This is a genomic window from Burkholderia sp. MSMB2157WGS (assembly GCF_001532755.1).
Classification (GTDB): domain Bacteria; phylum Pseudomonadota; class Gammaproteobacteria; order Burkholderiales; family Burkholderiaceae; genus Burkholderia.
In genome coordinates, this window is sequence record NZ_LPJG01000011.1 from 803,311 (window position 1) to 829,242 (window position 25,932).

A 25,932-nucleotide genomic window follows, 5' to 3' on the forward strand; every position below is an offset into this window, starting at 1 on the left:
CGCCGCATGATGATGGGAATTCGTTCGGCACGCGGCCGGTTTATGACGTCTTTCCGTCGCAAAACGCGAGAACGTCGTCGACATAATCGGCAAATTCGCTGATTCCGTGATCGCTGCCGTCGATCACGCGGGTTTTCGCGCCCGGGTAATGGGCGAGCATCTCGCGATAATCGAGCACTTCGTCGCCGGTCGCCGCGAACAGATAGTAGCGGTCGGCGCGCGTGATCGCCGGCACGCGCAGCGCGTCGAGTTCGTGCAGGTGGCGGCGCTCGACGACGATCGTGCCGCCTCCGTGCCACAGCGGCTGTTCGCCGAGATACTGTTCGAGGTCGCGCTGCGGGACGATGGCCGGATTCAGCAGCACGGCCTTCCACCCGTGTTTTTCCGCGAGCCACGTCGCGTAATAGCCGCCGAGCGAGCTGCCGATGACGGTGACGTCGGCCGCGCCCGCGACCTCGGCCTCGGCGACCGCGATCGCCTCGAGCGGCGACACCGACAGCGACGGGCACCGCCACTCGCCGGTGCGGCCGAGTTCGGCCATGCGCGCGGCGAGCAGCCGCGATTTCTGCGATTCCGGCGACGACCGGAAGCCGTGCAGATACAGGATCACGTGCGGCTCCCGAGCGCGTCGAGCAGCTTCTGGTGCACGCCGCCGAAGCCGCCGTTGCTCATCACGAGCACGTGGTCGCCCGGACGCGCGGCCTCGACCACCGCCTTCACCAGCAGATGCAGATCGTCGAATGCGCGCGCGCGCTCGCCGAGCGGCGCGAGCGCCTCGGCGAGATTCCAGCCGAGCGCATCGCGCCCGGTCGGCGCGCCGTAGCCGAACACGAGATCGGCATCGGCGAGGCTCGCCGGCAATTGCGACTTCATCACGCCGAGCTTCATCGTGTTCGAGCGCGGCTCGAGTACCGCGAGGATGCGGGTATTCTCCCGGCCGATGCGCGCACGAAGGCCGGCGATCGTAGTGTCGATCGCGGTCGGATGGTGCGCGAAATCGTCGTAGACGATCACGCCGTCGACGCTGCCGCGCACTTCCATGCGGCGCTTCACGTTGCGGAACGACGCGAGCGATTCGGCGGCCTGCGCGGGCGGCACGCCGACGTGGCGCGCGGCGGCGATCGCCGCGAGCGCGTTCATCCGGTTGTGGTCGCCCTGCACCTGCCACGCGACTTCGCCGACGCGCTCGGCGTGCGAATACACCGCGAAGCGTTCGTCGACCGGCACGCCGTCCTCGGCCGGCAGCGCCTGCCAGCCGCCGTCGACGCCGAAGCGCTCGACTTCGCTCCAGCAGCCGCGCGCCAGCACGCGCTCGAGCGCGTCCGAGCGACCGTTGGCGACGATCCGCCCGACGCCGGGCACGGTGCGCACGAGATGATGGAACTGCGTCTCGATCGCGGCGAGATCGGGGAAGATGTCGGCGTGATCGAATTCGAGGTTGTTCAGCACCGCGGTGCGCGGCCGGTAGTGCACGAATTTCGAGCGCTTGTCGAAGAACGCCGTGTCGTACTCGTCGGCCTCGATCACGAAGAAGCTCGAATCGGTCAGCCGCGCGGACACGCCGAAGTTCAGCGGCACGCCGCCGATCAGGAAGCCCGGGTTCAGCCCCGCGTCTTCCAGCAGCCACGCGAGCATCGACGACGTGGTCGTCTTGCCGTGCGTGCCCGCGACCGCGAGCACCCATTTGCCGGCGAGCACGTGCTCGCCGAGCCACTGCGGGCCGGACACGTAAGGCAGGCCGCGATCGAGGATCGCCTCCATCAGCGGATTGCCGCGCGTGACGACGTTGCCGATCACGAACAGGTCCGGTTTCAGGTCGATCTGCTCGGCGCCGTAGCCCTCGGTCAGCGCGATGCCCTGTGCCTCGAGCTGCGTGCTCATCGGCGGATAGACGCCCGCGTCGCAACCCGTCACCGTGTGGCCCGCCTCGCGTGCGAGTACGGCGAGACCGCCCATGAAGGTGCCGCAGATGCCAAGAATGTGGATGTGCATAGATGAATGCTTTCGCGCCGCCGGGCGCCGTCGATTCGGAAAGGATGCGTGCGCGGCGCGCCGGCGAGGCCGTGCGGCCGGCGCCCGGCCAACGACCTGGCCGCGACACAAAGAGCAGTATTGTAACTGACGGCTTGCGATGCCCGGCGGCCCGAACGATGCGCGCGAACGGCGCCGGCGCCCTCGGGCGGCGGGCCGCCGCACCCGTGCTCGGGCGCCGCGACGATCGAGTATGATTGCCGGATCATGTCTCGCAAACCTCTTGTCGACCCGCGGCGCGTCCGCGAGGAAATCGCCCAGTCAGCCGCCCGCCTGATCGCGGAGGATGGCCAGGACTACGCCGGCGCGAAGCGCAAGGCCGCGCGCCAGTTGCTGGGCGATTCGCGCGTTGCCGGCGAATGGCTGCCGGATAACGACCAGATCGAGGAAGAACTGCGCGAGTATCTCGCGCTGTTCCAGAGCGACACGCAGCCGGACGAACTGCGCCGCCTGCGCGAGATCGCGCTCGACTGGATGCGCCGGCTCGCCGAGTTCCATCCTTATGTGACGGGCGCCGTGCTGAACGGCACCGCGAACGCGCATTCGGATATCCATTTGCAGGCATTCACCGACAACCCGAAGGACGTCGCGATCTACCTGCTGAACCAGAACGTCCAGTACGACGTGTCGGAGACGCGGCATTTCGCGGGCCGCGGCGACGTCGAGACGCTCAGTTTCCTGTGGCGCCCGCGGCGCGACATGGACGCGATCGGCATCCATCTCGCGCTCTATGCGAGCGACGATCTGCGCGGCGCGGTGAAGGCCGACGCGCGCGGGCGCGTCGCCCGCGCGGATGCCGCCGCGCTGCGCGCGCTGGTCGACGCGAGCCAGGCCCCTTCCGAACCGGAATGATTCAACGATGATGATGAAACGCATGTTGGCGCTCGCGGTGGTCGCGGCCGCCGCCGTCGCCGGCGGGATCGCCGCCGGCCACTGGTTCCGCGGCACGGCCGACGACGGCGTCGCCGTCGCGGCGCCGACCGCCCACGGCAACCCGGTCGACCAGCTGTGGGCGTCGTCGCTCACCGGCATCGACGGCAAGCCGGCCACGCTGGCCGCGTTCAAGGGTCAGAAAGTCGTCGTCAATTTCTGGGCGTCGTGGTGCGGCCCGTGCGTCGAGGAGATGCCCGAGCTCGTGGCGCTGTCGCATCAGTACAAACAGAAAGGCATCCGTTTCGTCGGGATCGGCGTCGATTCCGAGCAGAACGTGAAGACCTTCCTGCAGAAGGTGAAGGTCGACTATCCGGTCTTCGTCAGCGGTTATGCGGGCGCCGATCTGGCCCGAAATTTCGGGAATACCGCCGGCGCGCTGCCGTTTACCGTCGTCATCGACGAAACCGGCAAGGTCCGCGGGACAAAATTGGGACAAATCCAGCCGGCCGAGTTGAAAAAGACGCTCGACGCGCTGTAATCGGCGCGAACGGCGGCCTGCGCGTTGACGGCGATTTGCAGGTCGATCGCCGCAATTTCGCGTGAATTCGCCGATAGTGCGCATCGGCACCGGTAATTCTTGCAGGGCCGGCGCGCCCGGCCGTTCGGCAAAACTAGACAAATTTCTCTAAATAGCGCTAAAGTTCGCGCAATTCCGCAGAAATAGAAGCGACCATGACACGATTGCTGGTGCTGCACGGCCCCAACCTGAACCTTCTCGGCACCCGGGAACCGGAGGTGTATGGCCGCGTCACGCTCGCGCAGATCGATCAGGCGCTTGCCGCGCGCGCCCGGGAAGCCGGCACCGAACTGTCGTCGTTCCAGAGCAACCATGAAGGCGCGCTGGTCGACCGCATCCAGGCCGCGCGGGAGGAACAGACCGATTTCATCCTGATCAATCCGGCCGCGTATACGCATACGAGCGTTGCGATCCGGGACGCGATCGCCGGCGTCGGCATCCCGTTCGTCGAGGTTCACTTGTCGAACGTGCATCGCCGCGAAGCGTTCAGGCACCACTCCTACTTTTCCGACCAGGCCGAAGGCGTGATCTGCGGGCTCGGCTGGAAAGGTTATCTGTACGCGCTCGAGTACGCGCTGGACAAGCTGCAAGGCGCGTCGCGCGGCTGATTTCGCGATCTAGATTCAGCGCCGGCCCCTAACCGGCGCTTTCACGTATTGAAAAGGGGAATTCCCGATGGATCTTCGTAAGCTGAAAACTCTGATCGACCTCGTTTCCGAATCCGGCATCTCCGAGCTGGAAGTGACGGAAGGCGAAGGCAAGGTGCGCATCGTCAAGAACGCGCCGCCGGTCTACGTGCAGCCGACGGCTGGGTATGCCCCGCAAGTCAGCGCGCCGGCGCCGTCGGCCGCGCTGCCGACCGATGGTGCAGCGGCGGCGCCGGCAGCCGGCGCCCCGGCTGCACCGGCCGCCCCGCAGGGCCACGTCGTGACGTCGCCGATGGTCGGCACGTTCTATCGCGCGCCGTCGCCGGGCGCCGACCCGTTCGTGCAGGCCGGCGACACGGTCAAGGAAGGCCAGACGATCTGCATCATCGAAGCGATGAAGCTGCTCAACGAGATCGAGTCGGACAAGGCCGGCGTGATCAAGGAAATCCTCGTCGAGAACGGCCAGGCCGTCGAATACGGCCAGCCGCTTTTCGTGATCGGCTAAGCCCGCCGCGCGGCCACCCTGCCGCGCGCCGCCGATGCTCGCCAGGCGCCGTTCGCGCGCCCCTCGAAGAGACGAATACTCGCTATGTTTGAAAAAATCCTCATTGCCAACCGCGGTGAAATCGCGCTGCGCATCCAGCGCGCGTGCCGCGAACTCGGCGTCAAGACGGTGGTCGTCTACTCGGAAGCCGACAAGGAAGCCAAGTACGTGCGCCTCGCGGACGAAGCCGTCTGTATCGGCCCGGCCCCGTCGAACCTGAGCTACCTGAACATGCCGGCGCTGATCAGCGCCGCGGAAGTGACCGATGCCGAGGCGATCCACCCCGGCTACGGCTTCCTGTCGGAGAACGCCGATTTCGCGGAGCGCGTCGAGCAGTCGGGCTTCACGTTCATCGGCCCGCGCCCGGAAACGATCCGCATGATGGGCGACAAGGTCACTGCGAAGCAGACGATGATCAAGACCGGCGTGCCGTGCGTGCCGGGCTCGGAAGGCGCGTTGCCGGAAGATCCGAAGGAGATCGTCAAGATTGCGCGCGCGATCGGCTATCCGGTCATCATCAAGGCGGCGGGCGGCGGCGGCGGGCGCGGGATGCGCGTCGTGCACACCGAGGCCGCGCTCGTCAACGCGGTCAACATGACCCGCGAGGAAGCCGGCCGTGCGTTCGGCAACCCGCAGGTGTACATGGAGAAGTTCCTCGAGAACCCGCGCCACATCGAGATCCAGGTGCTGTCGGACGCGCACAAGAACGCGATCTGGCTCGGCGAGCGCGACTGCTCGATGCAGCGCCGCCACCAGAAGGTGATCGAGGAAGCGCCGGCGCCCGGCATTCCGCGCCGCCTGATCGACCGCATCGGCGACCGCTGCGCGGACGCGTGCAAGAAGATGGGCTACCTCGGCGCGGGCACCTTCGAATTCCTGTACGAAAACGGCGAGTTCTACTTCATCGAGATGAACACGCGCGTGCAGGTCGAGCACCCGGTATCGGAACTGATCACCGGCGTCGACATCGTGCAGGAACAGATCCGCATCGCGGCCGGCGAGAAGCTCGCGCTGCGCCAGCGCGACATCCAGTTCCGCGGGCATGCGATCGAATGCCGGATCAACGCCGAAGATCCGTTCAAGTTCACGCCGTCGCCGGGCCGGATCACGTCGTGGCATACGCCGGGCGGCCCCGGCGTGCGCGTCGACTCGCACGCCTACAATGGCTATTTCGTGCCGCCGAACTACGATTCGATGATCGGCAAGCTGATCACCTACGGCGCGACGCGCGAGCAGGCGATCCGCCGGATGCGCATCGCGCTGTCGGAAATGGTCGTCGAAGGTATCCAGACCAACATCCCGCTGCACCGCGAGCTGATGATCGACTCGAAGTTCGTCGAAGGCGGCACCAGCATCCATTACCTCGAAAACCGGCTCGCGCAGAAGCAGCAGGTCGCACCGGAAGAAGCGTAAGCATGAGTTATCGCGAACTCGTCGTCGAACTGGCCCGCGAGCATGCGGAGGCGCTGTCCGACGCACTGCTCGAGCTCGGCGCGCTGTCGGTGTCCGTCGAAGACGCCGACGCCGACACGCCCGACGAACAGCCGCTCTTCGGCGAGCCGGGCCTCGTGCCCGATCGCACCGCGTGGCAGCACTCGCGCGTGGTCGCGCTGCTGTCGGCCGACCATGAACCGGCCGTGCTGCTCGCGGCGGCCGCGAACGAAATCGGCGTCGCCGAGACACCGGCGTTCGTCGTGCGCGACGTCGAGGAGCAGGACTGGGTGCGGCTCACGCAGTCGCAGTTCGAGCCCATCCCGATCGGCGAGCGGATCTGGGTCGTGCCGTCGTGGCACGATGCGCCCGATCCCGATGCGCTCGTCCTCGAGCTCGACCCCGGCCTCGCGTTCGGCACCGGCAGCCACCCCACCACGCGCCTCTGCATGGAGTGGCTCGAACAGTCGGTGAAGCCCGGCCAGTCGGTGCTCGACTACGGCTGCGGCTCGGGCATCCTCGCGATCCTCGCGAAGAAATGCGGGGCGAACCCCGTGATCGGCATCGACATCGATCCGCAGGCGGTCGAATCGGCGCGCCAGAACAGCGAACGCAACCGGGCGGAAGTCACGTACGGGCTGCCCGATGCATGCCCGGACGGCGAATTCGACATCGTCGTCGCGAACATCCTGTCGAATCCGCTGAAGCTGATGGCATCGATGCTCGCGTCGAAGGTCAAGCCGGGCGGCCGCATCGCGCTGTCGGGCGTGCTCGCGCGCCAGGCGGACGAGGTCGCGGCCGTTTATGCGCGCTACGTCGACATCTCGGTCTGGCGCGAACACGAAGGTTGGGTATGCCTCGCCGGAACCCGCCGCGAAAGCCATTAGAATAGCGCTGTCCTTCACTCTGGCCCGCAGGCCGCCCGGCTCGACATGCTCCTTGCGACGCGCTGCCCTCATTGCGAAACCGTCTTCCGGCTGCAGCAGGAACAGCTCTCGCTGCATCAGGGGCTCGTGCGCTGCGGGCATTGCCACGAAGTCTTCAACGCTTCCGAGTCGCTCGTTCCCGAGTACGCGCAGCAACCCGAACCGGCGTTGACGGAACCGGCTGCCGCGCCGCATGACGGCCACGCACACTCGCAGGCCGCCCCGGTCCGACTGTTCACCGCCGACGCGCCGGCCGGCTTGCCGACCGGCACCGATTACAAGTCGGATGGCTGGGACATGTGGGCGCCGTGGCTCGACGCCGGCGTCGATCCGTCGCTGCAGCACAGCGCCGAGACCGTGCGCACCGAGCCGCTGATCCCGCTCGCGCTCCCGTCCACGGAAGCCGGCGTCGTCCACCTGTCGGGTACGCCCGCGCCGTTCGCAAACGCTCCGGCCGAGCTCGATTCATCGGCTGCCGTCGAGCAACCGGCCGAACCGCATTCGCCGCAAACGCGCCACGAACCGCACGAAACCGAAGCAGCCGGGCCGCCGCCCGTCGAGCGCGACCCGCGCGAGCCCCGCTTCGTCGCCCACCTGCCGTCGGAAACGGAAATCGCCGCCGAACCGGCCGAACCTATCGGCCACGCGCACTTCGCCGTGCCGGACGACGAACGCGCGCCGCGCGAACCGCGCTTTGCGTTCACGCCCGCACCGGCCGTCGCCGAAACCGGGACCGCATCGGAATCCGACACCCTCGCCCGACACGACAAGGCCCCGGCCGGAGCGGCAACCGATGAACCGGCCGTCCAACCGGCCGTCCCACTGACCGTCCCGTTCCCCGCCGCGCCGGCCGACGACGATCGTCCGCACTTCGCCGTCACGCGCGAGACGCGCGCGCCGCAGCGACGCGGAATGCTCGGCGGCTTTTTCGGCGGCCTCGTCGCGGCCGCGCTGGTCGGCCTGCTCGTCGTGCAACTGGCGTGGTGGCAGCGCGAAGCGCTGATGATCTACTGGCCCGTCACGCAGAGCTGGTTCCGGCAGGCCTGTGCGCCGCTCGGCTGCACGGTCGCGCCGCCGCGCGCCATCGACGGGCTGCGGCTCGATGCGACCGACCTGCGCCAGATCGACGGCCCGCACAAGCTCGAACTGAAGGTGCCGCTGACGAACCGCTACCGCGTCGCGCTCGCGTACCCGTCGCTCGAACTCACGCTGCTCGACGACACCAATCACGTCACCGTGCGCCGCGTGCTCGCGCCGCGCGACTACGTGCGCCCGGGCACGCCGATCGACGCCGGGCTGCCGCCCGGCACGACGCAGACGATGGTCGTCCGCCTCGACACGAACGGCACGCCCGCCTCGAATTTCCGCGTCCAGATCTTCTATCCGTGACGCGCCGCGGCGCGCTTGCGCGCCCGTCTCAACCCGCGCGCCCGAGCGGCGCGCTATTTCGGAGCACGAACATGAGCAAAGTTACGCTGGGTGGCAACCCGATCGATCTCGCCGGCACGTTCCCGGCCGTCGGCGCGCAAGCCGCCGATTTCAAGCTGGTCGGCAAGGACCTCGCCGACCTGTCGCTCGCCAGCTTCGCCGGCAAGCGCAAGGTGCTGAACATCGTGCCGAGCCTCGACACGCCGACCTGCGCGACGTCGACCCGCAAGTTCAACGAAGCCGCGTCGTCGCTCGACAACACGGTGGTGGTGGTCGTGTCCGCCGACCTGCCGTTCGCCGCCACGCGCTTCTGCACGACCGAAGGCCTCGAGAACGTCGTGACGGCATCGACGTTCCGCACCGGCCGCGCGTTCGCGAACGCGTACGGCGTCGACGTGACGAGCGGCCCGCTGAACGGCCTGACCGCACGCGCGGTGGTCGTGCTCGACGCGCAGGACAAGGTGATCCATGCGGAACTCGTCGGCGAAATCAAGGACGAGCCGAACTACAATGCAGCGCTCGCCGCACTGAAGTAAGCTTTCTTCCGCTTTCCCCTGCCGCGCCGCGCCCTTCGCGCGGCGTTGTCGCGCAGGGCCCCTCATTTCTACAGGAACGCACACCTTGGCTACGCTGATTTGCGGCTCGATCGCCTACGACTCCATCATGACCTTCGAAGGGCGGTTCCGCGAGCACATCCTGCCCGACCAGGTGCACCTCATCAACCTGAGCTTCCTCGTGCCGACGATGCGCCGCGAATTCGGCGGCTGCGCGGGCAACATCGGGTACGCGCTGCACCTGCTCGGCGGCGACGCGCGCATCATGGGCACGATGGGCGCGCTGGATGCGCAGCCGTACCTCGACCGGCTCGACGCTCTCGGCCTGCGCCGCGACCACGTTCGCGTGCTGCCCGATACGTACACCGCGCAGGCGATGATCACGACCGATCTCGACAACAACCAGATCGCGGCGTTCCACCCCGGCGCGATGATGCAATCGCACCTGAACCATGCGGGCGACGCGCCGGACATCAAGCTCGCGATCGTCGGCCCGGACGGCTTCGACGGGATGGTGCAGCACGTGGAAGAGCTCGCCGAGGCCGGTGTGCCGTTCGTGTTCGATCCGGGCCAGGGCCTGCCGCTGTTCGACGGTGCGACGCTGCGCCGCAGCATTGAACTTGCGACTTATGTCGCGGTCAACGACTACGAGGCCAAGCTGGTGAGCGACAAGACGGGATGGTCCGAAGATGAAATCGCCAGCCGGGTCGACGCCCTCGTCATCACGCGTGGCGAGCACGGCGCGACCATCCGCCACAAGCAGGGTGCGGAACAGATTCCGGTCGTGCCGGCCGAGCGCATCGCCGATCCGACCGGCTGCGGCGACGCCTTCCGGGGTGGCCTGCTGTACGGCATCGAGCAAGGCTTCGACTGGGCAACCGCCGGCCGCCTCGCAAGCCTGATGGGCTCGCTCAAGATCGCCCATCAAGGGCCCCAGACTTACGTACTGACGCGCGCCGAAATCGACGCACGCTTCGAGACTGCATTCGGTTACAGTCTCAAATGAATATTGTGGGAGAGCAAAGATGTTGACGAAAAAAACCCTCACGCTCGCGGCCATGCTGACGGCCACGCTGACGCTCGCCGGCTGCTTCACGGCGCCCGGTTCGGCGGATGTCTATAGCGTCGGCCAGGCGCAGCGCGAACAGACGGTCCGCATGGGCACGGTCGAAAGCGTCCGTGCGGTACGCATTCAGTCCGACGGCGGCGGCAGCGCGATCGGCACGCTCGGCGGCGGTGCACTCGGCGCAGTCGCGGGCAGCGCGATCGGCGGCGGCAAAGGCTCGATCCTGACGGCAATCGCCGGCGGCCTCGTCGGTGCGGTCGCAGGTAACGCGGTCGGCGAAAACCTCAGCACCGCGAACGGTGTCGAAATCACCGTGCGCCTCGACAACGGCGATCTGCGCTCGATCACGCAGGCGGCAAGCGGCGAAGCGTTCCGCGCCGGCGAGCGCGTGCGCCTGCTGTCGAGCGGCGGCGTCACGCGCGTCACGCACTGACCGGTATCCTCAGCACGCGGCGCAAGCTGCGATCGAACGCATGTGCGAAGCCGCACATGCGTTTTTTTTCGTCCGCCCGTTCTCGTCCGCGCTCGCGTCGGCCAGCCCGCCGGGCGCGCCATCGGCGACCATACGGACGAAAAAAATCCCGCCACCTGAGCCAGATGGCGGGATTGATTGAGTAGCGCTACTCAACCCACGGACACCACGTGAGTGTCCGGGTGATGCTGCTCAGCCGCGATTACGGACGGCTGCCGGTCGGGAACGGCCATGCCGCTGCCGGGTTGAGCGCGGTCTTCACGCCCGATGCCGGCGCAACCGATGCGGTCGACGCGGTCGTTGCCGGCGCAGCCTTCTTCACGACGGCCTTCTTCGGTGCAGCAGCCTTCTTCGCCGGTGCGGCGGCCTTCTTCGCAGGGGCAGCCTTCTTGGCGGGCGCAGCCTTCTTCGCGGCAGCCTTCTTCGCCGGCGCGGCCTTCTTCGCAGCAGCCTTCTTCGCCGGCGCAGCCTTCTTCGCAGCAGCCTTCTTCGCCGGTGCGGCCTTCTTCGCAGCAACCTTCTTCACTGCGACTTTCTTGGCTGCAACCTTCTTCGCAGCGGCCTTCTTGGCCGGTGCTGCCTTCTTCGCAGCAACCTTCTTCACCGCGACTTTCTTCGCTGCAACCTTCTTCGTTGCGACCTTCTTGGCTGCGACCTTCTTTGCAGCGGCCTTCTTCGCCGGTGCGGCCTTCTTCGCGGCAACCTTCTTCACCGCGACCTTCTTCGCAGCGACCTTCTTCACTGCGGCCTTCTTCGCCGGAGCAGCAGCCTTCTTCGCAACGGTCTTCTTGGCGGCAACCTTCTTAGCAGCCGGTTTCTTCTTGGCAGTAGCCATGTTGTTCTCCTTCAGGTTCAGATGAGAGTCAGTTCAAACTACACCCTTCGTCAAAACCCGCTTCCCGCGGACGCTGTTCAGGACGTGCGCTTCGAAGCGGGCTATTCATCGGCGTACGCAGATACCGCGCGCTTACGCTAATGAATACGGTATGGCGCGCGTGACCCCATGGCCTCGCGCGCCAAATCAAGTCGGTAGCCGGCGCACCTCGCGCCGCTACCCCTAATCGCTTGATCAAGCGGACCGCCACACGGCCGTCCGCTTTTTCCGGAGGGAAGTTTGCCCATCCCACTGAAGGGTTCGCAAAGTGCCTGTCGTATCGTTGGGCCGTTAAGGCACCGGGCATGCTTTGCATCAGGCGTTCTTGCTCCTAAACCTTGGGCCGGGGCCGAGAGGCCACCGGCTGCTCCATCATGTAACGGGTTCGCTGCTGCGGGTCATTCCCAGGACAGCGCGCCCCCCGTCTGATACTCGATCACACGCGTCTCGAAGAAGTTGCGCTCCTTCTTCAGGTCGATCATCTCGCTCATCCACGGGAACGGGTTCTCCTCGTTCGGGAACAGCGGGTCGAGGCCGATCTGCTGGCAACGGCGGTTGCTGATGAAGCGCAGATAGCTCTTGAACATCGACGCGTTCAAACCCAGCACGCCGCGCGGCATCGTGTCTTCGGCGTAGCGGTATTCGAGTTCGACAGCCTGCTTGAACAGCTCGCGGATCTCGGCGCGGAATTCCGCGGTCCAGAGATGCGGGTTTTCGAGCTTGATCTGGTTGATCAGGTCGATGCCGAAGTTGCAGTGCATCGACTCGTCGCGCAGGATGTACTGATATTGCTCTGCAGCACCCGTCATCTTGTTCTGGCGGCCGAGTGCGAGGATCTGCGTAAACCCGACATAGAAGAACAGGCCTTCCATGATGCAGGCGAACACGATCAGCGACTTCAGCAGCTTCTGATCCGCTTCGAGCGTGCCGGTCTTGAAGGCCGGGTCCGTCAGCGTATGAATGAACGGGATCAGGAATTCGTCCTTCGCGCGGATCGACGTGACCTCGTGATACGCGTTGAAGATCTCGCCTTCGTCGAGACCGAGCGATTCGACGATGTATTGGTACGCGTGCGTGTGGATCGCTTCCTCGAACGCCTGGCGCAGCAGGAACTGCCGGCACTCGGGCGCCGTGATGTGGCGGTACGTGCCGAGCACGATGTTGTTCGCCGCGAGCGAATCGGCCGTCACGAAGAAGCCGAGGTTGCGCTTCACGATGCGGCGCTCGTCCTCGGTCAGACCGTTCGGGTCCTTCCACAGTGCGATGTCGCGGGACATGTTGATTTCCTGCGGCATCCAGTGGTTCGCGCAACCGGCCAGATACTTTTCCCACGCCCACTTGTACTTGAACGGCACCAGCTGATTGACGTCAGTCTGGCCGTTGATGATGCGCTTGTCGGCGACATTGACCCGCGCTTCCGTACCGCCGGCGGGAACAGCCGATGCTTGCGGCGGCACCGCAAGATCGCCTTCGAAAATGTCGCGGACCTGATGGGCGGCAGGCGTTGCAGCCTGCATTCCGACAGCCATCCCGGCGGAGGTGCGCATCGCGTTTTGCTGCGCTCCGCTCGCGGGGGTTACGGCAGTCTTCTCGTCATCCCAGTTGAGCATAAATTCTCACCATCAATTTAGAACGGTTTGTACCATCTTTTCCTGAGCGATAAAAGGGTTCGCTCACGAAAAATCCTTTTTTCGATTCGCGTTGCGACCTCGATACAACACTTTGAGCAACGCATCGTCGTTCATGCAGTGCGCGATGTGCGTCGCGCTTGTGTCGCGAGGTGCGCTCGACGCATCGAACGCCGATCGAAACGCGACGCCGTCGGGGATGTTTCGATCGCTTGTCACTGCCTGCAACGCAGGTGTCGCGTTACAGATTCCTTATCATTTTTTTAGTTGAGAGCGGCGCACACTTCAACCTCGATCGGCCGTCGTGTGCGCCGCCCTGACCTGCTTTCTCAGATCAGGCGCACTGCGTTACTGGCACGCTTCGCACTCGTCGAAGCCGGGATCGCCCGGACGCATCGTGCACACCGGACCGTCTGCTTCGACCGGCGCGAGTGCCGGCGCCGCGTTGACCACGCCCGACGACGCATCGCCGCCTGCCGCACCGAAGCCGCCCGCCGCGCCTTGCGCGCCGCCGCTGCCCGAGCCGCCGCTGCCTGCACCGCCCGTCGGCACTGCGTTCAGCGCACCGTGTGCGACCGTCGACTTCTCGACGTGCGTCGCCGCCATCGTGCGGAGGTAGTAGGTCGTCTTCAGGCCGCGCAGCCATGCGAGCTTGTAGACCTCGTCGAGCTTCTTGCCCGATGCGCCGCCCATGTAGATGTTCAGCGACTGCGCCTGGTCGATCCACTTCTGGCGACGCGATGCCGCTTCGACGAGCCACGTCGGGTCGACCTCGAACGCGGTCGCGTAGATCGCGCGCAGGTCGGCCGGGATGCGGTCGATGCGCGACAGCATGCCGTCGAAGTACTTCAGGTCGGCGACCATCACTTCGTCCCACAGGCCGCGTTCCTTCAGGTCGCGCACCAGATACTCGTTCACCACCGTGAATTCGCCCGACAGGTTCGACTTCACGTACAGGTTCTGGAAGGTCGGCTCGATACAGGCCGACACGCCGATGATGTTCGAGATCGTCGCCGTCGGCGCGATCGCGACGCAGTTCGAGTTGCGCATGCCGTGCGCGGCGATCCGCGCACGCAGCGTCGTCCAGTCGAGCGATTCCGACGTGTCGACCTCGACGTAGCCGCCGCGCGCTTCCGTCAGCAGCTTCAGCGTGTCCTGCGGGAGGATGCCGCGATCCCACAGCGAGCCGCGGTAGCTCGAGTAGCGGCCGCGCTCTTCGGCCAGCTCGGTCGACGCGTAGTACGCGTAGTAGCAGACGGCTTCCATCGAACGGTCGGCGAATTCGACCGCCGCTTCCGACGCGTACGGCGTGCGCAGCAGGTGCAGGCAGTCCTGGAAGCCCATGATGCCCAGGCCGACCGGGCGGTGCTTCAGGTTCGAGTTACGCGCCTTCGGCACCGCGTAGTAGTTGATGTCGATCACGTTGTCGAGCATGCGCATCGCGACGCTGATCGTGCGCTTCAGCTTGTCGTGGTCGAGCGCGTAGCTGCCGTCGGCCTGCTTCACCAAGTGGGCGACGAGGTTCACCGAGCCCAGGTTGCACACCGCGATTTCGGTGTCGCTCGTGTTCAGCGTGATTTCCGTGCACAGGTTCGACGAGTGGACGACGCCGACGTGCTGCTGCGGCGAGCGCACGTTGCACGGATCCTTGAACGTGATCCACGGGTGGCCCGTCTCGAACAGCATGCCGAGCATCTTGCGCCAGAGCTGCTGCGCCGGAATCTTCTTGAACAGCTTGATCTCGCCGCGCGCGACCTTGTCTTCGTAAGCCGTGTAAGCCGCCTCGAATTCCGCGCCGAACTTGTCGTGCAGGTCCGGGCAGGTCGACGGCGAGAACAGCGTCCACTCGCCGCCTTCCATCACGCGCTTCATGAACAGGTCGGGAATCCAGTTCGCCGTGTTCATGTCGTGCGTACGGCGGCGGTCGTCGCCGGTGTTCTTGCGCAGCTCCAGGAACTCCTCGATGTCGAGGTGCCACGATTCGAGGTACGCGCACACCGCGCCCTTGCGCTTGCCGCCCTGGTTCACCGCGACGGCCGTGTCGTTCACGACCTTCAGGAACGGCACCACGCCTTGCGACTTGCCGTTCGTGCCCTTGATATGCGAGCCGAGTGCGCGCACGCGCGTCCAGTCGTTGCCGAGGCCGCCGGCGAACTTCGACAGCAGCGCGTTTTCCTTCAGCGCTTCGTAGATGCCGTCCAGATCGTCCGCGACCGTCGTCAGGTAGCACGACGACAGCTGCGAGCGGTGCGTGCCCGAGTTGAACAGCGTCGGCGTCGAGCTCATGAAGTCGAAGCTCGACAGCACGTTGTAGAACTCGATCGCGCGCGTTTCGCGGTCGATCTCGTTCAGCGACAGGCCCATCGCGACGCGCATGAAGAATGCCTGCGGCATTTCGATGCGGGTGCCTTCGACGTGCAGGAAGTAGCGGTCGTACAGCGTCTGCAGGCCGAGGTAGCCGAACTGCAGGTCGCGGTTCGCGTCGAGCGCTTCGCCGAGGCGCTTCAGGTCGAACTGCAGCAGCTTGTCGTCGAGCAGGCCGGCGTCGACGCCGCGCTTCAGGAACTGCGGGAAGTATTCGGCGTAGCGGGTCGACATCTCGGCCTGCACGACTTCCTCGCCGAGGATCTCGCGGCGAATCGTGTGCAGCAGGATGCGGGCCGTGACCTGGCTGTATGCCGGATCCTTTTCGATCATCGTGCGCGCCGCGAGGATCGCCGAGTCGTAGACCTGGCTCATCGGCACGCCGTCGTACAGGTTCTTCACCGTCTCCGCGACGATCGGGTCAGGGTTAACCGCAGCGCCGAGGCCGTCGCACGCCGACACGATCAGCGCGCGCAGCGCGTTCAGGTCGAGCGGGCGCGTGACGCCGTTGTCGACCACGTTGATGCCGGTGGTCGACTCGCCGCCCGCGGCCGCCGCTTCCTCGCCCGCATGCTGGCGCTCGAGGTGACGCTTCTCGCGATACAGCACGTACGCACGCGCGACGTTGTGCTCGCCGCCGCGCATCAGCGCGAGTTCGACCTGGTCCTGGATGTCTTCGATATGGAACGTACCGCCGTTCGGGCGGCTGCGCACGAGCGCGCGCACGACGTTGTGCGTCAGTTGCTCGACCTGCTCGCGTACGCGCGCCGATGCCGCGCCCTGCCCGCCATTGACGGCCAGGAAAGCCTTGGTCACCGCGATCGCGATCTTCGACGGTTCGAACGACACGACGCTGCCGTTGCGGCGGATCACCTTGTAGTCGGCGAACGTGGCCTGCGGCGCGAGCGCCTTCGCGCCCTGTTCGGTCCCGCCGAGCGGACGGCTCGAGGCGCTCTCGTACTGGGACGTCGCGTTGTCGGTGGTTTGCATGTGCAAAGCTCCTGGTGTTGGATGGTGCGGAGAGAACCGCGGATTAAAACGAACGCCGCGCCATGCGGTGCGCGAGCGGTAAGAGGCGAGCGATGCGCCGGGGAAGCCGGTTCGGTCGATGCGCGACAACCCGGCCGGTCGTGTGCTTCGTCATGTATACCCTGCCCCGTCGATATTCGCTGCGCTGGTCGCGACGCCCGGACCGCCCGGCCTGACGCGCCGCCTTGAGAACCCTGTCCGCCGGCGTTGCCCGCCGGCCGGTGCCGCTCGGGTTTTCCCCTGCGACACACACTATATCTAGTGCAGAACTGCTCAACTGGCACCAAGTATAGTGGACATTCGGAGGACGTCCAAACGGATAATTTGCGATAGAGGTCTTGACATCGCTCACGCGCAGACACGGCAAGGCATTGGTCGGAGAAAAAACTTTCTCCGCTCAAAAAACCCCGCGATCAGTGCTGACGGAAAGGAAAGTATTCGGCGGAAAAACCGGCATCGCTCGCGAAGCGTTGCCAATCGAAGTGCGGGCCCGGGTCGGTCTTGCGGCCCGGCGCGACGTCCGAGTGCCCCGCGAACGCGTCGACCGGGTAGCGCGCGGCGAGCGCGCGGGAGAGCGCGGCGAGCACCGCGTATTGCGCATCGTCGAACGGCACGTCGTCCGCGCCTTCGAGCTCGATGCCGATCGAGAAGTCGTTGCAGCGCGGGCGGCCGAAGAACTCGGACGAGCCCGCGTGCCACGCGCGCTCGTCGCACGACACGAACTGCACGAGCTCGCCGCCGCGGCGGATCAGGAAATGGGCGGACACCCGCACGCCGCGCAGGTGGCGCTGGTAATAGGGGTGCGCATCGCAGTCGAGGCGATTCAGGAACAGCGCCTCGATCGCATCGCCGCCGAATTCGCCGGGCGGCAGGCTGATGTTGTGGACGACCACGAGCGTCGGCACCGCACCCGCGGGCCGCATCTCGAAGTTCGGCGACGGCGCATGGCGCGCTTCGCGCACCCAGCCGTTCGCGTCGACCGACAGCACCGGCGCGTCGCTCATCGGGCGTCGCGACCGTTCACGCGCGCGGCGTGGCGCCGCGCATGCTCGGCGCTGCAGAAGTATTCGCCGCTCGCGGCGACGGCGTCGCCCTTCGGCGCATGCACGCCGCATTCGGCGCAGCGCACCATCGGCTCGGGCAGCGACCGCGCGTCGCCGTTCGGGCGCGCGGCGCCGGCGCCGGGCGCACCGTCGTGACCGGCGCCGCGGCCGGCGCGCGCCTGTGCCTGTTCCTGCGCATGGCGCAGTTTGCGCGCGAGCCACGAACCCGCGAAGAAGAGAAGGATCAGGAGAAGAATCTGTCGCATCGGAAACCTGCGGTCAAACCACGGAGCGGTGCAGCAGCACCTCGAAAACGAACCGGCTGCCGACATACGCGAGCAGCAACGCGGCGAACGACACGAGCACCCAGCGCGCGGCGCCGCGGCCGCGCCAGCCCGACGTCTTGCGGGCGATCAGCAGGCCGCCGAACATCAGCCACGACAGGATCGCGAACACCGTCTTGTGGTCGAGCCGCAACGCGCGCGCGTCGACCTGCTCGCTGAACAGGATGCCCGATGCGAGCGTCAGCGTGAGCAGCACGAAGCCGGCGCCGATCAGGCGGAACAGCAGCTTCTCGAGCGTGAGCAGCGGCGGCAGCGTTTCGAGCCAGCTCGCGATCCAGCCCGTCGAGCCGTCGCGCCCGCCGCTGCGCAGCGACTGCAGGCGCCGCTCGACCATCAGCATCAGGATCGCGTGCAGCGCGGCGATCGCGAAGAGGCCGTACGCGATGTTCGCGATCAGGAAATGCAGCTTAAACAGCGGCGCCGCGGCATAAGGAAGCACCCGCACGCCGCCGAACACGAGCGGCAGCAGCGACGCGCCGCACGCGAGCGGCAGCACCAGCAGGCGCAGGCTGTCGAGCGGGAAGAAGAAGCTTTCGATCCAGTAGATGCCGGCGCCGAGCCAGAACATCGCGGACAACGCGAACGCGAAGCCGAACACCATCGCGTCGTTCGGAAAGATCGTCATGTGGAGCAGCACGCCGTGCGCGACCAGCGCGGCGAACAGCAGCGCGCGGCCGGCCCCGCTCATCCCGGACGCGGCGGACGCGGGAACCGGCACGGCCGGCACGCTCGCGACGAGCGGCGTCGCACCCTGACGGTGCGCGCGCCAGCCGGCGACGGCGAGGCCGCCGTACAGGAATGCGGTGAGGGCATACAGTACAATATCCATGTTCGAAGTTTACACTAGGCCCCTTTCCCGCGACGGCTCCCTTTGTTCGGTTCCGCCGCGCCTTCGGGCCCCACTGTCCATCGCTCCCCATGCTCGACAATCTCACTCAACGGATGGCGCGCGTCGTCAAGACGCTGCGCGGCGAGGCCCGGCTCACCGAGGCGAACACGCAGGAGATGCTCCGCGAGGTGCGTCTCGCGCTGCTGGAAGCCGACGTGTCGCTGCCGGTCGTCCGCGAATTCATCGCCAAGGTCAAGGAAAAGGCGCTCGGCGAAGAAGTGATCAGCAGCCTGTCGCCGGGCCAGGCGCTCGTCGGCGTGGTCCAGAAGGAACTGACCGCCGTGATCGGCGGCGACTACGAAGGCAAGGCCGCCGAGCTGAACCTCGCGGTCACGCCGCCTGCCGTGATCCTGATGGCCGGCCTGCAGGGCGCGGGCAAGACCACGACCGCCGGCAAGCTCGCGAAGCTGCTGCGTGAGAAGTACAAGAAGAAGGTGCTGACCGTGTCGTGCGACGTGTATCGCCCGGCCGCGATCATGCAGCTGAAAACGGTGAGCGAACAGGTCGGCGCGGATTTCTTCCCGTCGACGCCGGACCAGAAACCCGTCGACATCGCGCTCGCGGCCGTCGACTGGGCGAAGCGCCACTACCATGACGTGCTGATCGTCGACACGGCCGGCCGCCTCGGCATCGACGAAGCGATGATGCAGGAAATCGCCGCGCTGCACGGTGCGCTGAAGCCGGCCGAAACGCTGTTCGTCGTCGACGCGATGCTCGGCCAGGACGCGGTCAACACCGCGAAGGCGTTCAACGACACGCTGCCGCTCACCGGCGTCGTGCTGACCAAGCTCGACGGCGACTCGCGCGGCGGCGCCGCGCTGTCGGTGCGCCACATCACGGGCAAGCCGATCAAGTTCGTCGGCGTCGCCGAGAAGCTCGATGGCCTCGAGGTGTTCCACCCCGATCGGATGGCCAACCGGATCCTCGGCATGGGCGACATCCTCGCGCTGGTCGAGGAAGCGCAGCGCGGCGTCGATGTCCAGGCCGCGCAGAAGCTCGCCGACAAGGTCAAGAAAGGCGGCGACTTCGACCTGAACGATTTCCGCGCGCAGATCTCGCAGATGAAGAACATGGGCGGCCTGTCGTCGCTGATGGACAAACTCCCCGCGCAGTTCCAGCAGGCGGCGGCCGGCGCCGACATGGGCCAGGCGGAGAAGTCGATTCGCCGGATGGAAGGCATCATCAGCTCGATGACGCCCGCCGAGCGCGCGAAACCCGAAATCATCAAGGCGACGCGCAAGCGTCGCATTGCAGCCGGCGCGGGCGTGCCGGTGCAGGAGGTCAACCGGATGCTGAACCAGTACGATCAGATGCGTACGATGATGAAGAAGCTGAAGGGCGGCAACATGCAGAAGATGATGCGCGGCCTGAAGGGCATGATGCCCGGCATGCGCTGATTTCGCCCGTCGGCCGGCGCGCGGGTTTTTGCCGTAGCGCGCGCCTGCCGTTCTGCTTCATCCTTATTTGTATACCGACTGCCCGCCAGAACACATGAACCGCGAAGAAGCTCTCCACATTTTCGACCACTCCGAAGAGATCGTCTCGGCCGACGCCGTCAACGCGTCGATCTCGAAGATGGCCGACGCGATCCGCGCCGAGATCGGCGACGCGTTCCCGCTCGTTCTCTCGGTGATGGGCGGCGCCGCGGTGTTTACCGGGATGCTGCTGCCGCATCTCGATTTCCCGCTCGAATTCGACTACATCCACCTGACCCGCTACCGCAACACGACGCAGGGCAGCCCGGAAATGCACTGGCGCGTCGCGCCGCGCGAATCGGTGAAGGACCGCATCGTGCTCGTGCTCGACGACATCCTCGACGAAGGCGAGACGATGGCCGCGATCCGCGACCGCATCCTCGACATGGGCGCGCAGCGCTTCATGTCGGCCGTGCTGTGCGAGAAGACGCTCGCGAAGGCGAAACCGCTGCACCCCGACTTCTGCGGCTTCTCGGTGCCGGATCGCTACGTGTTCGGCTGCGGGATGGACGCGAAGGGCTACTGGCGCAACCTGCCGACGATCCGCGCGCTGACCGCGAACGTCTGATCGCCGCCCCGCCGGCTATATCAATAGAAAGCGGCGCTCCGGTTTCCCGGAGCGCCGCTTTTTTTCGTCGACCGCGCCGCCCGCGCTACGGCTGCAACTGGTGCACGAACGCGCGAATGCCCGCCAGCAGCATCTCGACCGAGATCGCGACGAGCACGAGACCCATCAGCCGCTCGAACGCGGCGACGGTCCGCTCGCCGAGCCACGCCTGAATCCTTTCGGCCAGCACCAGCGTGATCGCACAGACGATCATCGTGACCGTCAGCGCGCCGACCCACTCGAACATCTTGCCCGGCGCCTGCGACGTCAGCAGCATCACCGTCGCGAGCGCGGACGGCCCGGCCAGCGCCGGGATCGCGAGCGGCACGATGAACGGCTCGCCGCCCGCACGCGGATCGCTGCCGAGCGCACCGTCCGGATGCGGGAAGATCATCCGCAGTGCGATCAGGAACAGCACGATCCCGCCGCCGAGCCGCAGCGACAGGTCGGTGAGGCTCATCATCCGCAGGAAGCAATCGCCGACCACCATGAAGAACAGCAGGATCACGAACGCGATGCCCACTTCCCGCAGGATCAGCTTCACGCGCCGCTCGCGCGGCACGTCGCGCATCGCCGAAATGAACAGCGGGATGTTGCCGAGCGGATCCGTGATCAGCACGAGGAGCACGGTGGCCGACAGGAACGTGTATTCCATCGTGTCCCCCGGTCGCCGCGCTTAGTGCGCGAGCGCAGCGCGGATCTTCTCCGCGACCGTCGCCGCGGCCGTGTCGGCCGGCAGCAGCGTCGCTTCGGTGTCGCGGCGGCCCTGGTACTCGATCTTGCCTTCCTTCAGCCCGCGCTCGCCGATCACGAGACGATGCGGCACGCCGATCAGCTCCCAGTCGGCGAACATCACGCCCGGGCGTTCGCCGCGATCGTCGAGGATCACGTCGATGCCGGCCGCGACGAGTTCCGCGTACAGCTTGTCGGCCGTCTCGCGCACCATGTCGCTGCGGTCATAGCCCATCGGGCACAGCACGACCTCGAACGGCGCGATCGACTCGGGCCAGACGATGCCGCGATCGTCGAAGTTCTGCTCGATCGCCGCGCCGAGAATACGCGTGATGCCGACGCCGTAGCAGCCCATCAGCATCGGCTGCGGCTTGCCCGACTCGTCGAGGAACGTCGCGCCCATCGCTTCCGAGTACTTGGTGCCGAGCTGGAACACGTGGCCGACTTCGATGCCGCGGCAGATGTCGATCGCGCCCTTGCCGTCCGGCGACGGGTCGCCCTTCTTCACGTTGCGCACGTCGGCGACTTCCGGCTCCGGCAGGTCGCGGCCCCAGTTCACGCCCGCGATGTGATAGTCGACCTCGTTTGCCCCGACGACGAAGTCGCTCATGTTCGCGACCGTGCGATCGGCGATCACCTTGACCGGCTTCTTCGTGCCGACCGGGCCGAGGTAGCCCGGCGGCGTGCCGAACCATTCGACGATTTCCTGCTCGGTCGCGAAGCGGTGGTTCTTCAGCCCCGGCAGCTTCGATACCTTGATTTCGTTCAGGTCGTGGTCGCCGCGCAGCATCACGAGCCAGATCGTCGGCTCGGCGCCTTCGTTGTCGGTCGCGAGCACGATCGACTTGATCGTGCGCTCGAGCGGGATCGCGAGCAGTTCGGCGACGGCCTCGCACTTCGCCTTGCCAGGGGTCGCGACCTTCTGCATCGCTTCGGCCGGCGCCGCGCGCTCGGCCGTCAGCGGCAGCGCTTCGGCCGCTTCGACGTTCGCGGCGAAGTCGGACGTCGGGCAGTAGGCGATCGCGTCCTCGCCGGTATCGGCGATCACGTGGAACTCGTGCGAGAAGTTGCCGCCGATCGAACCGCTGTCGGCCGCGACCGCCCGGAACTCGAGGCCGAGACGCGTGAAGATGCGCACGTACGCGTCGTACATCTTGCGGTACGACTCGTTCAGGCCCGCCGCGTCCTTGTCGAACGAATACGCGTCCTTCATGATGAATTCGCGGCCGCGCATCACGCCGAAGCGCGGACGGATCTCGTCGCGGAACTTCGTCTGGATCTGGTAGAAGTTCACCGGCATCTGCCGGTAGCTCTTGATCTGATTGCGCGCGATGTCGGTGACGACTTCCTCGTGCGTCGGCCCGATCACGAAATCGTTGTCCTTGCGGTCCTTGAAGCGCAGCAGCTCGGGGCCGTACTGCTCCCAGCGGCCCGACTCCTGCCACAGCTCGGCCGGCTGCACGGCCGGCATCAGCAGCTCGATGGCGCCCGCCCGGTTCATTTCCTCGCGCACGATCGCCTCGACCTTGCGAATCGAACGCAGGCCGACCGGCAGGTAGTTGTAGATGCCGCCGGCGACACGGCGGATCATGCCGGCGCGGACCATCAGCTTGTGGCTGACGATCTCTGCGTCGGCGGGTGCCTCTTTCAGGGTGCCGATAAAGAAACGGGAAGCTTTCATGCGGACGGTTCCAAAAACGGCGCCCCCAGGCGGGGCGCCCGAAAAAGTTTCAAGGTGAAAAAGCTGCGCGCCGTGAACAGCGATGGCGCAGATGACGTAGCAGACTAATCAGGGACAATTCAGCCGGTGTGCCCCGCGCGGATTCGCTCCGTCACGGTGCGCAGCGCCCGTTATCTGTTTATAATCAAAGCAATTTTAAAGGATTCGAAGGTGGTTGTATGCTGGATCGTGAAGGCTTTCGCCCGAACGTCGGCATCATCCTCTTGAACGCGCGCAACGAGGTGTTTTGGGGCAAGCGGCTCCGCGAGCATTCCTGGCAGTTTCCTCAAGGTGGGATCAAGTACGGCGAGACCCCCATGCAGGCGATGTACCGGGAACTGCACGAGGAAACGGGCCTGCATCCGGAACACGTCAAGATAATCGGCCGCACCCGCGACTGGTTGCGTTACGAGGTGCCTGACAAGTTCATCAAACGCGAAGTACGCGGTCATTACCGCGGCCAGAAGCAGATCTGGTTCCTGCTGCGGATGGTCGGACGCGATTGCGACATTTGCTTGCGCGCGACCGACCACCCGGAGTTCGATGCGTGGCGCTGGAACGAGTACTGGGTACCGCTCGATGCGGTGATCGAGTTCAAGCGGGATGTCTATCAGTTGGCGCTGACGGAACTGTCGCGCTTCCTGCGCCGCCCGGCGCAGCGAGCCGAGAAGCCGCGCGGGCCGCGTGTGTCGCGCTATCCGCGCGTCATTGGCGCACCGGCCCAGCCGCTGACGATTGTCGACACATCGGTGGTCTGTTCGGAGATCGAAGTGGAGGCGAGCTCGCTCGACGAGATGCCGCCCCGCGTGATCGTCGGCAAATGACGAGTCGGACTGCATGACCGGGCGCGACCTTGGTGTCGCGCCCTTTTTTTACGAGGAATGCATATTGAAAGCGATTGCTCTCGCGCTCGCATCGATCGCCGCGGTGGCCGCCCTGGCCGGCTGCGCGAACTCGAAAGCGCCGTCCAACAAGGATGACAGCGAGTTCGTGTACCTGCTCGACCGTCAGGGGACCTGGAAGGAAAACGCCGTCGACACGCTGCCGCCGCTGCCGCAAACGGGCGACCTGCTGCCGTTCAACGTGTCGCAGAACACGCCGCTGAAGTTCTTCGTCGATGCGAAATCGCTCGACGTCGGTACCGACGGCGTCGTGCGCTACGCAGTCGTCATCACGAGCCCGGCCGGTGCGCGCAACGTGAACTACGAAGGCATCCGCTGCGACACCTACGAATGGCGCCAGTACGCCGGCCTGAACTCGGACCACGACGGCTGGGATCGCACGGTCGAGAACGACTGGCGGCGCATCGAGAACGGCGAGCTGAACGCCTACCACTCCGCGCTCTACCAGGACTACTTCTGTTCGAACAAGATGCCGCAGGGCTCGACCCGGCAGATTCTCGAAAACATCCGGTTCCACCGCACCGCGATGACGCAATTGCGCTGACGGCACGCGATGCGGGTTGCCCGCATCGTCCCGCGCATGAAAAAGCCCGCATCGCGCGGGCTTTTTCACTTGAACGACGGAACCGGCCGGCGATTACACCAGCACGAGGTTGTCGCGATGAATCAGTTCGGGTTCCAGCATATAGCCGAGTACGGTCTCGATCTCGCCGCTCGGCTTGCGGTGAATCAGCTTCGTTTCCGCGCTGCTGTAGTTCGTGAGCCCGCGCGCCACCTCGCGCCCGTCCGGGCCGACACAGGCGATCACCTCGCCGCGCGCGAACGCGCCCTGCACGTCGGTCACGCCGATCGGCAGCAGGCTCTTGCCGCCGGCCGTCAGCTTCTCGACCGCACCCGCGTCGATCACGACATGACCGCGCACCTGCAGATGGTCGGCCATCCATTGCTTGCGCGCCGCCATCCGCGCGGTCCGTGCGATCAGTTGCGTGCCGATCGCCTCGCCGGCCGCCAGACGCACGAGCACGTCGGCCTCCCGGCCGCTCGCGATCACGGTATTCGCGCCGCTGTGCGCCGCGCGCTTCGCCGCGAGGATCTTCGTCAGCATCCCGCCGCGACCGAGACTCGAGCCGGCCCCGCCTGCCATCGCCTCGAGCTCCGGCGCGCCCGCATTGGCCTCGCCGACGAGCGTCGCGTTCGGGTCCTTGCGCGGATCGGCCGTGAACAGCCCCGACTGGTCGGTGAGGATGATCAGCGCATCGCCTTCGATCAGGTTCGCGACGAGCGCGCCGAGCGTGTCGTTGTCGCCGAACTTGATTTCGTCGGTGACGACGGTGTCGTTTTCGTTGATGATCGGCACGACGCCGAGCCGCAGCAGCGTGAGCAACGTCGATCGCGCATTCAGGTAACGCTCGCGATCCGCCAGATCGGCGTGCGTGAGCAGGATCTGCGCGGTACGGATGCCGTGCTCGGTGAAGCGGCTTTCGTAGACTTGCGCGAGCCCCATCTGGCCGACCGCGGCGGCGGCCTGCAGCTCGTCGATTTCCCGCGGCCGCTTGCTCCAGCCGAGCCGTTGCATGCCTTCGGCAATCGCGCCCGAACTGACGAGCACGACTTCCTTGCCCTGCGCACGCAGCGCAGCGATCTGAGCCGCCCAGCGGCCGATCGCAGCATGATCGAGCCCCTTGCCGTCGTTGGTCACGAGGCTGGAGCCCACCTTCACCACCAATCGCTTCGAATCCGCGATGATCGAACGCATCCTGCACTGTCTCCTGTATC

26 protein-coding genes are annotated in these 25,932 nt (G+C 66.2%); 14 read left to right on the top strand and 12 right to left on the bottom strand.

The window, feature by feature from the left end:
• Positions 1–40: 40 nt before the first annotated feature.
• Both WT53_RS08335 and mpl read right to left on the bottom strand, forming a co-directional pair.
• Positions 41–610 (bottom strand): YqiA/YcfP family alpha/beta fold hydrolase, encoded by a 570-nt coding sequence (locus tag WT53_RS08335; RefSeq protein WP_034206362.1) that lies wholly within the window; start codon positions 608–610, stop codon positions 41–43.
• Positions 607–1,992: a UDP-N-acetylmuramate:L-alanyl-gamma-D-glutamyl-meso-diaminopimelate ligase gene (gene mpl / locus WT53_RS08340; protein WP_059779127.1), complete on the bottom strand. Its 1,386-nt coding sequence runs from the start codon at positions 1,990–1,992 to the stop codon at positions 607–609. Before mpl ends, WT53_RS08335 begins: the two co-directional genes overlap by 4 nt.
• A gap of 246 nt (positions 1,993–2,238) precedes the next feature.
• On the opposite strand from mpl, the gene WT53_RS08345 reads away from it, so the two are divergent.
• From WT53_RS08345 to WT53_RS08390, 10 genes are all read left to right on the top strand, one after another.
• A complete protein-coding gene (locus WT53_RS08345; protein ID WP_059500937.1) occupies positions 2,239–2,883 on the top strand; it encodes a hypothetical protein in 645 nt (214 codons plus the stop codon).
• Positions 2,884–2,890: 7 nt separating this feature from the next.
• Positions 2,891–3,442, top strand: a complete 552-nt coding sequence (locus tag WT53_RS08350; protein WP_060259139.1) for a TlpA disulfide reductase family protein — start codon at positions 2,891–2,893, stop codon at positions 3,440–3,442.
• A 194-nt stretch (positions 3,443–3,636) separates the two neighbouring features.
• The gene (gene aroQ / locus WT53_RS08355) at positions 3,637–4,089 is read left to right on the top strand and encodes a type II 3-dehydroquinate dehydratase (RefSeq protein ID WP_060259142.1); all 453 of its coding nucleotides are present in this window, start codon (positions 3,637–3,639) and stop codon (positions 4,087–4,089) included.
• 67 nt (positions 4,090–4,156) lie between these two features.
• Entirely contained in the window at positions 4,157–4,633 is a 477-nt protein-coding gene (gene accB / locus WT53_RS08360) for an acetyl-CoA carboxylase biotin carboxyl carrier protein (RefSeq protein WP_034206358.1), read from the top strand.
• A gap of 84 nt (positions 4,634–4,717) precedes the next feature.
• Positions 4,718–6,085 carry an acetyl-CoA carboxylase biotin carboxylase subunit gene (gene accC, locus WT53_RS08365; protein WP_059500935.1) on the top strand — a complete coding sequence of 456 codons (1,368 nt, stop codon included), beginning with the start codon at positions 4,718–4,720 and terminating at the stop codon, positions 6,083–6,085.
• 2 nt (positions 6,086–6,087) lie between these two features.
• Positions 6,088–6,990: a 50S ribosomal protein L11 methyltransferase gene (gene prmA / locus WT53_RS08370; RefSeq protein WP_034206357.1), complete on the top strand. Its 903-nt coding sequence runs from the start codon at positions 6,088–6,090 to the stop codon at positions 6,988–6,990.
• 45 nt (positions 6,991–7,035) lie between these two features.
• On the top strand, positions 7,036–8,418 hold the full coding sequence (locus WT53_RS08375) for a zinc-ribbon and DUF3426 domain-containing protein (protein ID WP_060259145.1): 1,383 nt from the start codon (positions 7,036–7,038) through the stop codon (positions 8,416–8,418).
• Between the two features lie 71 nt (positions 8,419–8,489).
• Complete coding sequence (gene tpx, locus WT53_RS08380; protein WP_034206355.1) at positions 8,490–8,993, top strand: thiol peroxidase; 504 nt, start codon at positions 8,490–8,492, stop codon at positions 8,991–8,993.
• A gap of 85 nt (positions 8,994–9,078) precedes the next feature.
• Positions 9,079–10,017, top strand: coding sequence for a carbohydrate kinase family protein (locus WT53_RS08385; RefSeq protein WP_060259149.1), 939 nt, complete (start codon positions 9,079–9,081; stop codon positions 10,015–10,017).
• A 19-nt stretch (positions 10,018–10,036) separates the two neighbouring features.
• Positions 10,037–10,510 (top strand): glycine zipper 2TM domain-containing protein, encoded by a 474-nt coding sequence (locus WT53_RS08390; RefSeq protein WP_006476977.1) that lies wholly within the window; start codon positions 10,037–10,039, stop codon positions 10,508–10,510.
• Positions 10,511–10,751: 241 nt separating this feature from the next.
• On the opposite strand, the gene WT53_RS32080 is transcribed toward WT53_RS08390, so the two are convergent.
• The 7 genes from WT53_RS32080 to WT53_RS08425 all read right to left on the bottom strand — a co-directional run bounded on the left by WT53_RS32080 (position 10,752) and on the right by WT53_RS08425 (position 18,660).
• Positions 10,752–11,384 (bottom strand): histone H1-like repetitive region-containing protein, encoded by a 633-nt coding sequence (locus tag WT53_RS32080; RefSeq protein ID WP_034206353.1) that lies wholly within the window; start codon positions 11,382–11,384, stop codon positions 10,752–10,754.
• 28 nt (positions 11,385–11,412) lie between these two features.
• On the bottom strand, positions 11,413–11,739 hold the full coding sequence (locus WT53_RS32085) for a hypothetical protein (protein WP_080334256.1): 327 nt from the start codon (positions 11,737–11,739) through the stop codon (positions 11,413–11,415).
• Between the two features lie 82 nt (positions 11,740–11,821).
• Positions 11,822–13,033 (bottom strand): ribonucleotide-diphosphate reductase subunit beta, encoded by a 1,212-nt coding sequence (locus WT53_RS08400; protein ID WP_006476978.1) that lies wholly within the window; start codon positions 13,031–13,033, stop codon positions 11,822–11,824.
• Between the two features lie 366 nt (positions 13,034–13,399).
• Positions 13,400–16,405, bottom strand: a complete 3,006-nt coding sequence (locus WT53_RS08410; RefSeq protein WP_060259153.1) for a ribonucleoside-diphosphate reductase subunit alpha — start codon at positions 16,403–16,405, stop codon at positions 13,400–13,402.
• A gap of 452 nt (positions 16,406–16,857) precedes the next feature.
• Positions 16,858–17,448 carry a 1,6-anhydro-N-acetylmuramyl-L-alanine amidase AmpD gene (gene ampD / locus WT53_RS08415; protein ID WP_034206350.1) on the bottom strand — a complete coding sequence of 197 codons (591 nt, stop codon included), beginning with the start codon at positions 17,446–17,448 and terminating at the stop codon, positions 16,858–16,860.
• Entirely contained in the window at positions 17,445–17,753 is a 309-nt protein-coding gene (locus tag WT53_RS08420) for a PP0621 family protein (RefSeq protein ID WP_034206349.1), read from the bottom strand. Before WT53_RS08420 ends, ampD begins: the two co-directional genes overlap by 4 nt.
• A 13-nt stretch (positions 17,754–17,766) precedes the next feature.
• Positions 17,767–18,660 (bottom strand): inner membrane protein YpjD, encoded by an 894-nt coding sequence (locus tag WT53_RS08425; protein WP_034206348.1) that lies wholly within the window; start codon positions 18,658–18,660, stop codon positions 17,767–17,769.
• Positions 18,661–18,749: 89 nt separating this feature from the next.
• Here WT53_RS08425 and ffh point away from each other — a divergent pair, with 89 nt between their 5' ends.
• Entirely contained in the window at positions 18,750–20,117 is a 1,368-nt protein-coding gene (ffh, locus tag WT53_RS08430) for a signal recognition particle protein (protein ID WP_059779123.1), read from the top strand.
• Between the two features lie 94 nt (positions 20,118–20,211).
• Positions 20,212–20,763, top strand: a complete 552-nt coding sequence (locus WT53_RS08435) for a hypoxanthine-guanine phosphoribosyltransferase (protein WP_006489240.1) — start codon at positions 20,212–20,214, stop codon at positions 20,761–20,763.
• Positions 20,764–20,848: 85 nt separating this feature from the next.
• Here WT53_RS08435 and WT53_RS08440 read toward each other — a convergent pair whose 3' ends face one another.
• Together WT53_RS08440 and WT53_RS08445 are read right to left on the bottom strand one after the other, a co-directional pair.
• Entirely contained in the window at positions 20,849–21,457 is a 609-nt protein-coding gene (locus tag WT53_RS08440; protein ID WP_060259155.1) for a MarC family protein, read from the bottom strand.
• 21 nt (positions 21,458–21,478) lie between these two features.
• Positions 21,479–23,215, bottom strand: a complete 1,737-nt coding sequence (locus WT53_RS08445) for a proline--tRNA ligase (protein ID WP_060259158.1) — start codon at positions 23,213–23,215, stop codon at positions 21,479–21,481.
• Between the two features lie 218 nt (positions 23,216–23,433).
• Here WT53_RS08445 and WT53_RS08450 point away from each other — a divergent pair, with 218 nt between their 5' ends.
• Together WT53_RS08450 and WT53_RS08455 are read left to right on the top strand one after the other, a co-directional pair.
• On the top strand, positions 23,434–24,078 hold the full coding sequence (locus WT53_RS08450; RefSeq protein WP_034206345.1) for an RNA pyrophosphohydrolase: 645 nt from the start codon (positions 23,434–23,436) through the stop codon (positions 24,076–24,078).
• A 13-nt stretch (positions 24,079–24,091) separates the two neighbouring features.
• On the top strand, positions 24,092–24,700 hold the full coding sequence (locus WT53_RS08455; protein WP_059779121.1) for a CNP1-like family protein: 609 nt from the start codon (positions 24,092–24,094) through the stop codon (positions 24,698–24,700).
• Between the two features lie 93 nt (positions 24,701–24,793).
• Here the strand turns inward: WT53_RS08455 and proB are convergent, their stop codons facing one another.
• The gene (gene proB / locus WT53_RS08460) at positions 24,794–25,912 is read right to left on the bottom strand and encodes a glutamate 5-kinase (protein ID WP_034206343.1); all 1,119 of its coding nucleotides are present in this window, start codon (positions 25,910–25,912) and stop codon (positions 24,794–24,796) included.
• Positions 25,913–25,932 lie beyond the last annotated feature (20 nt).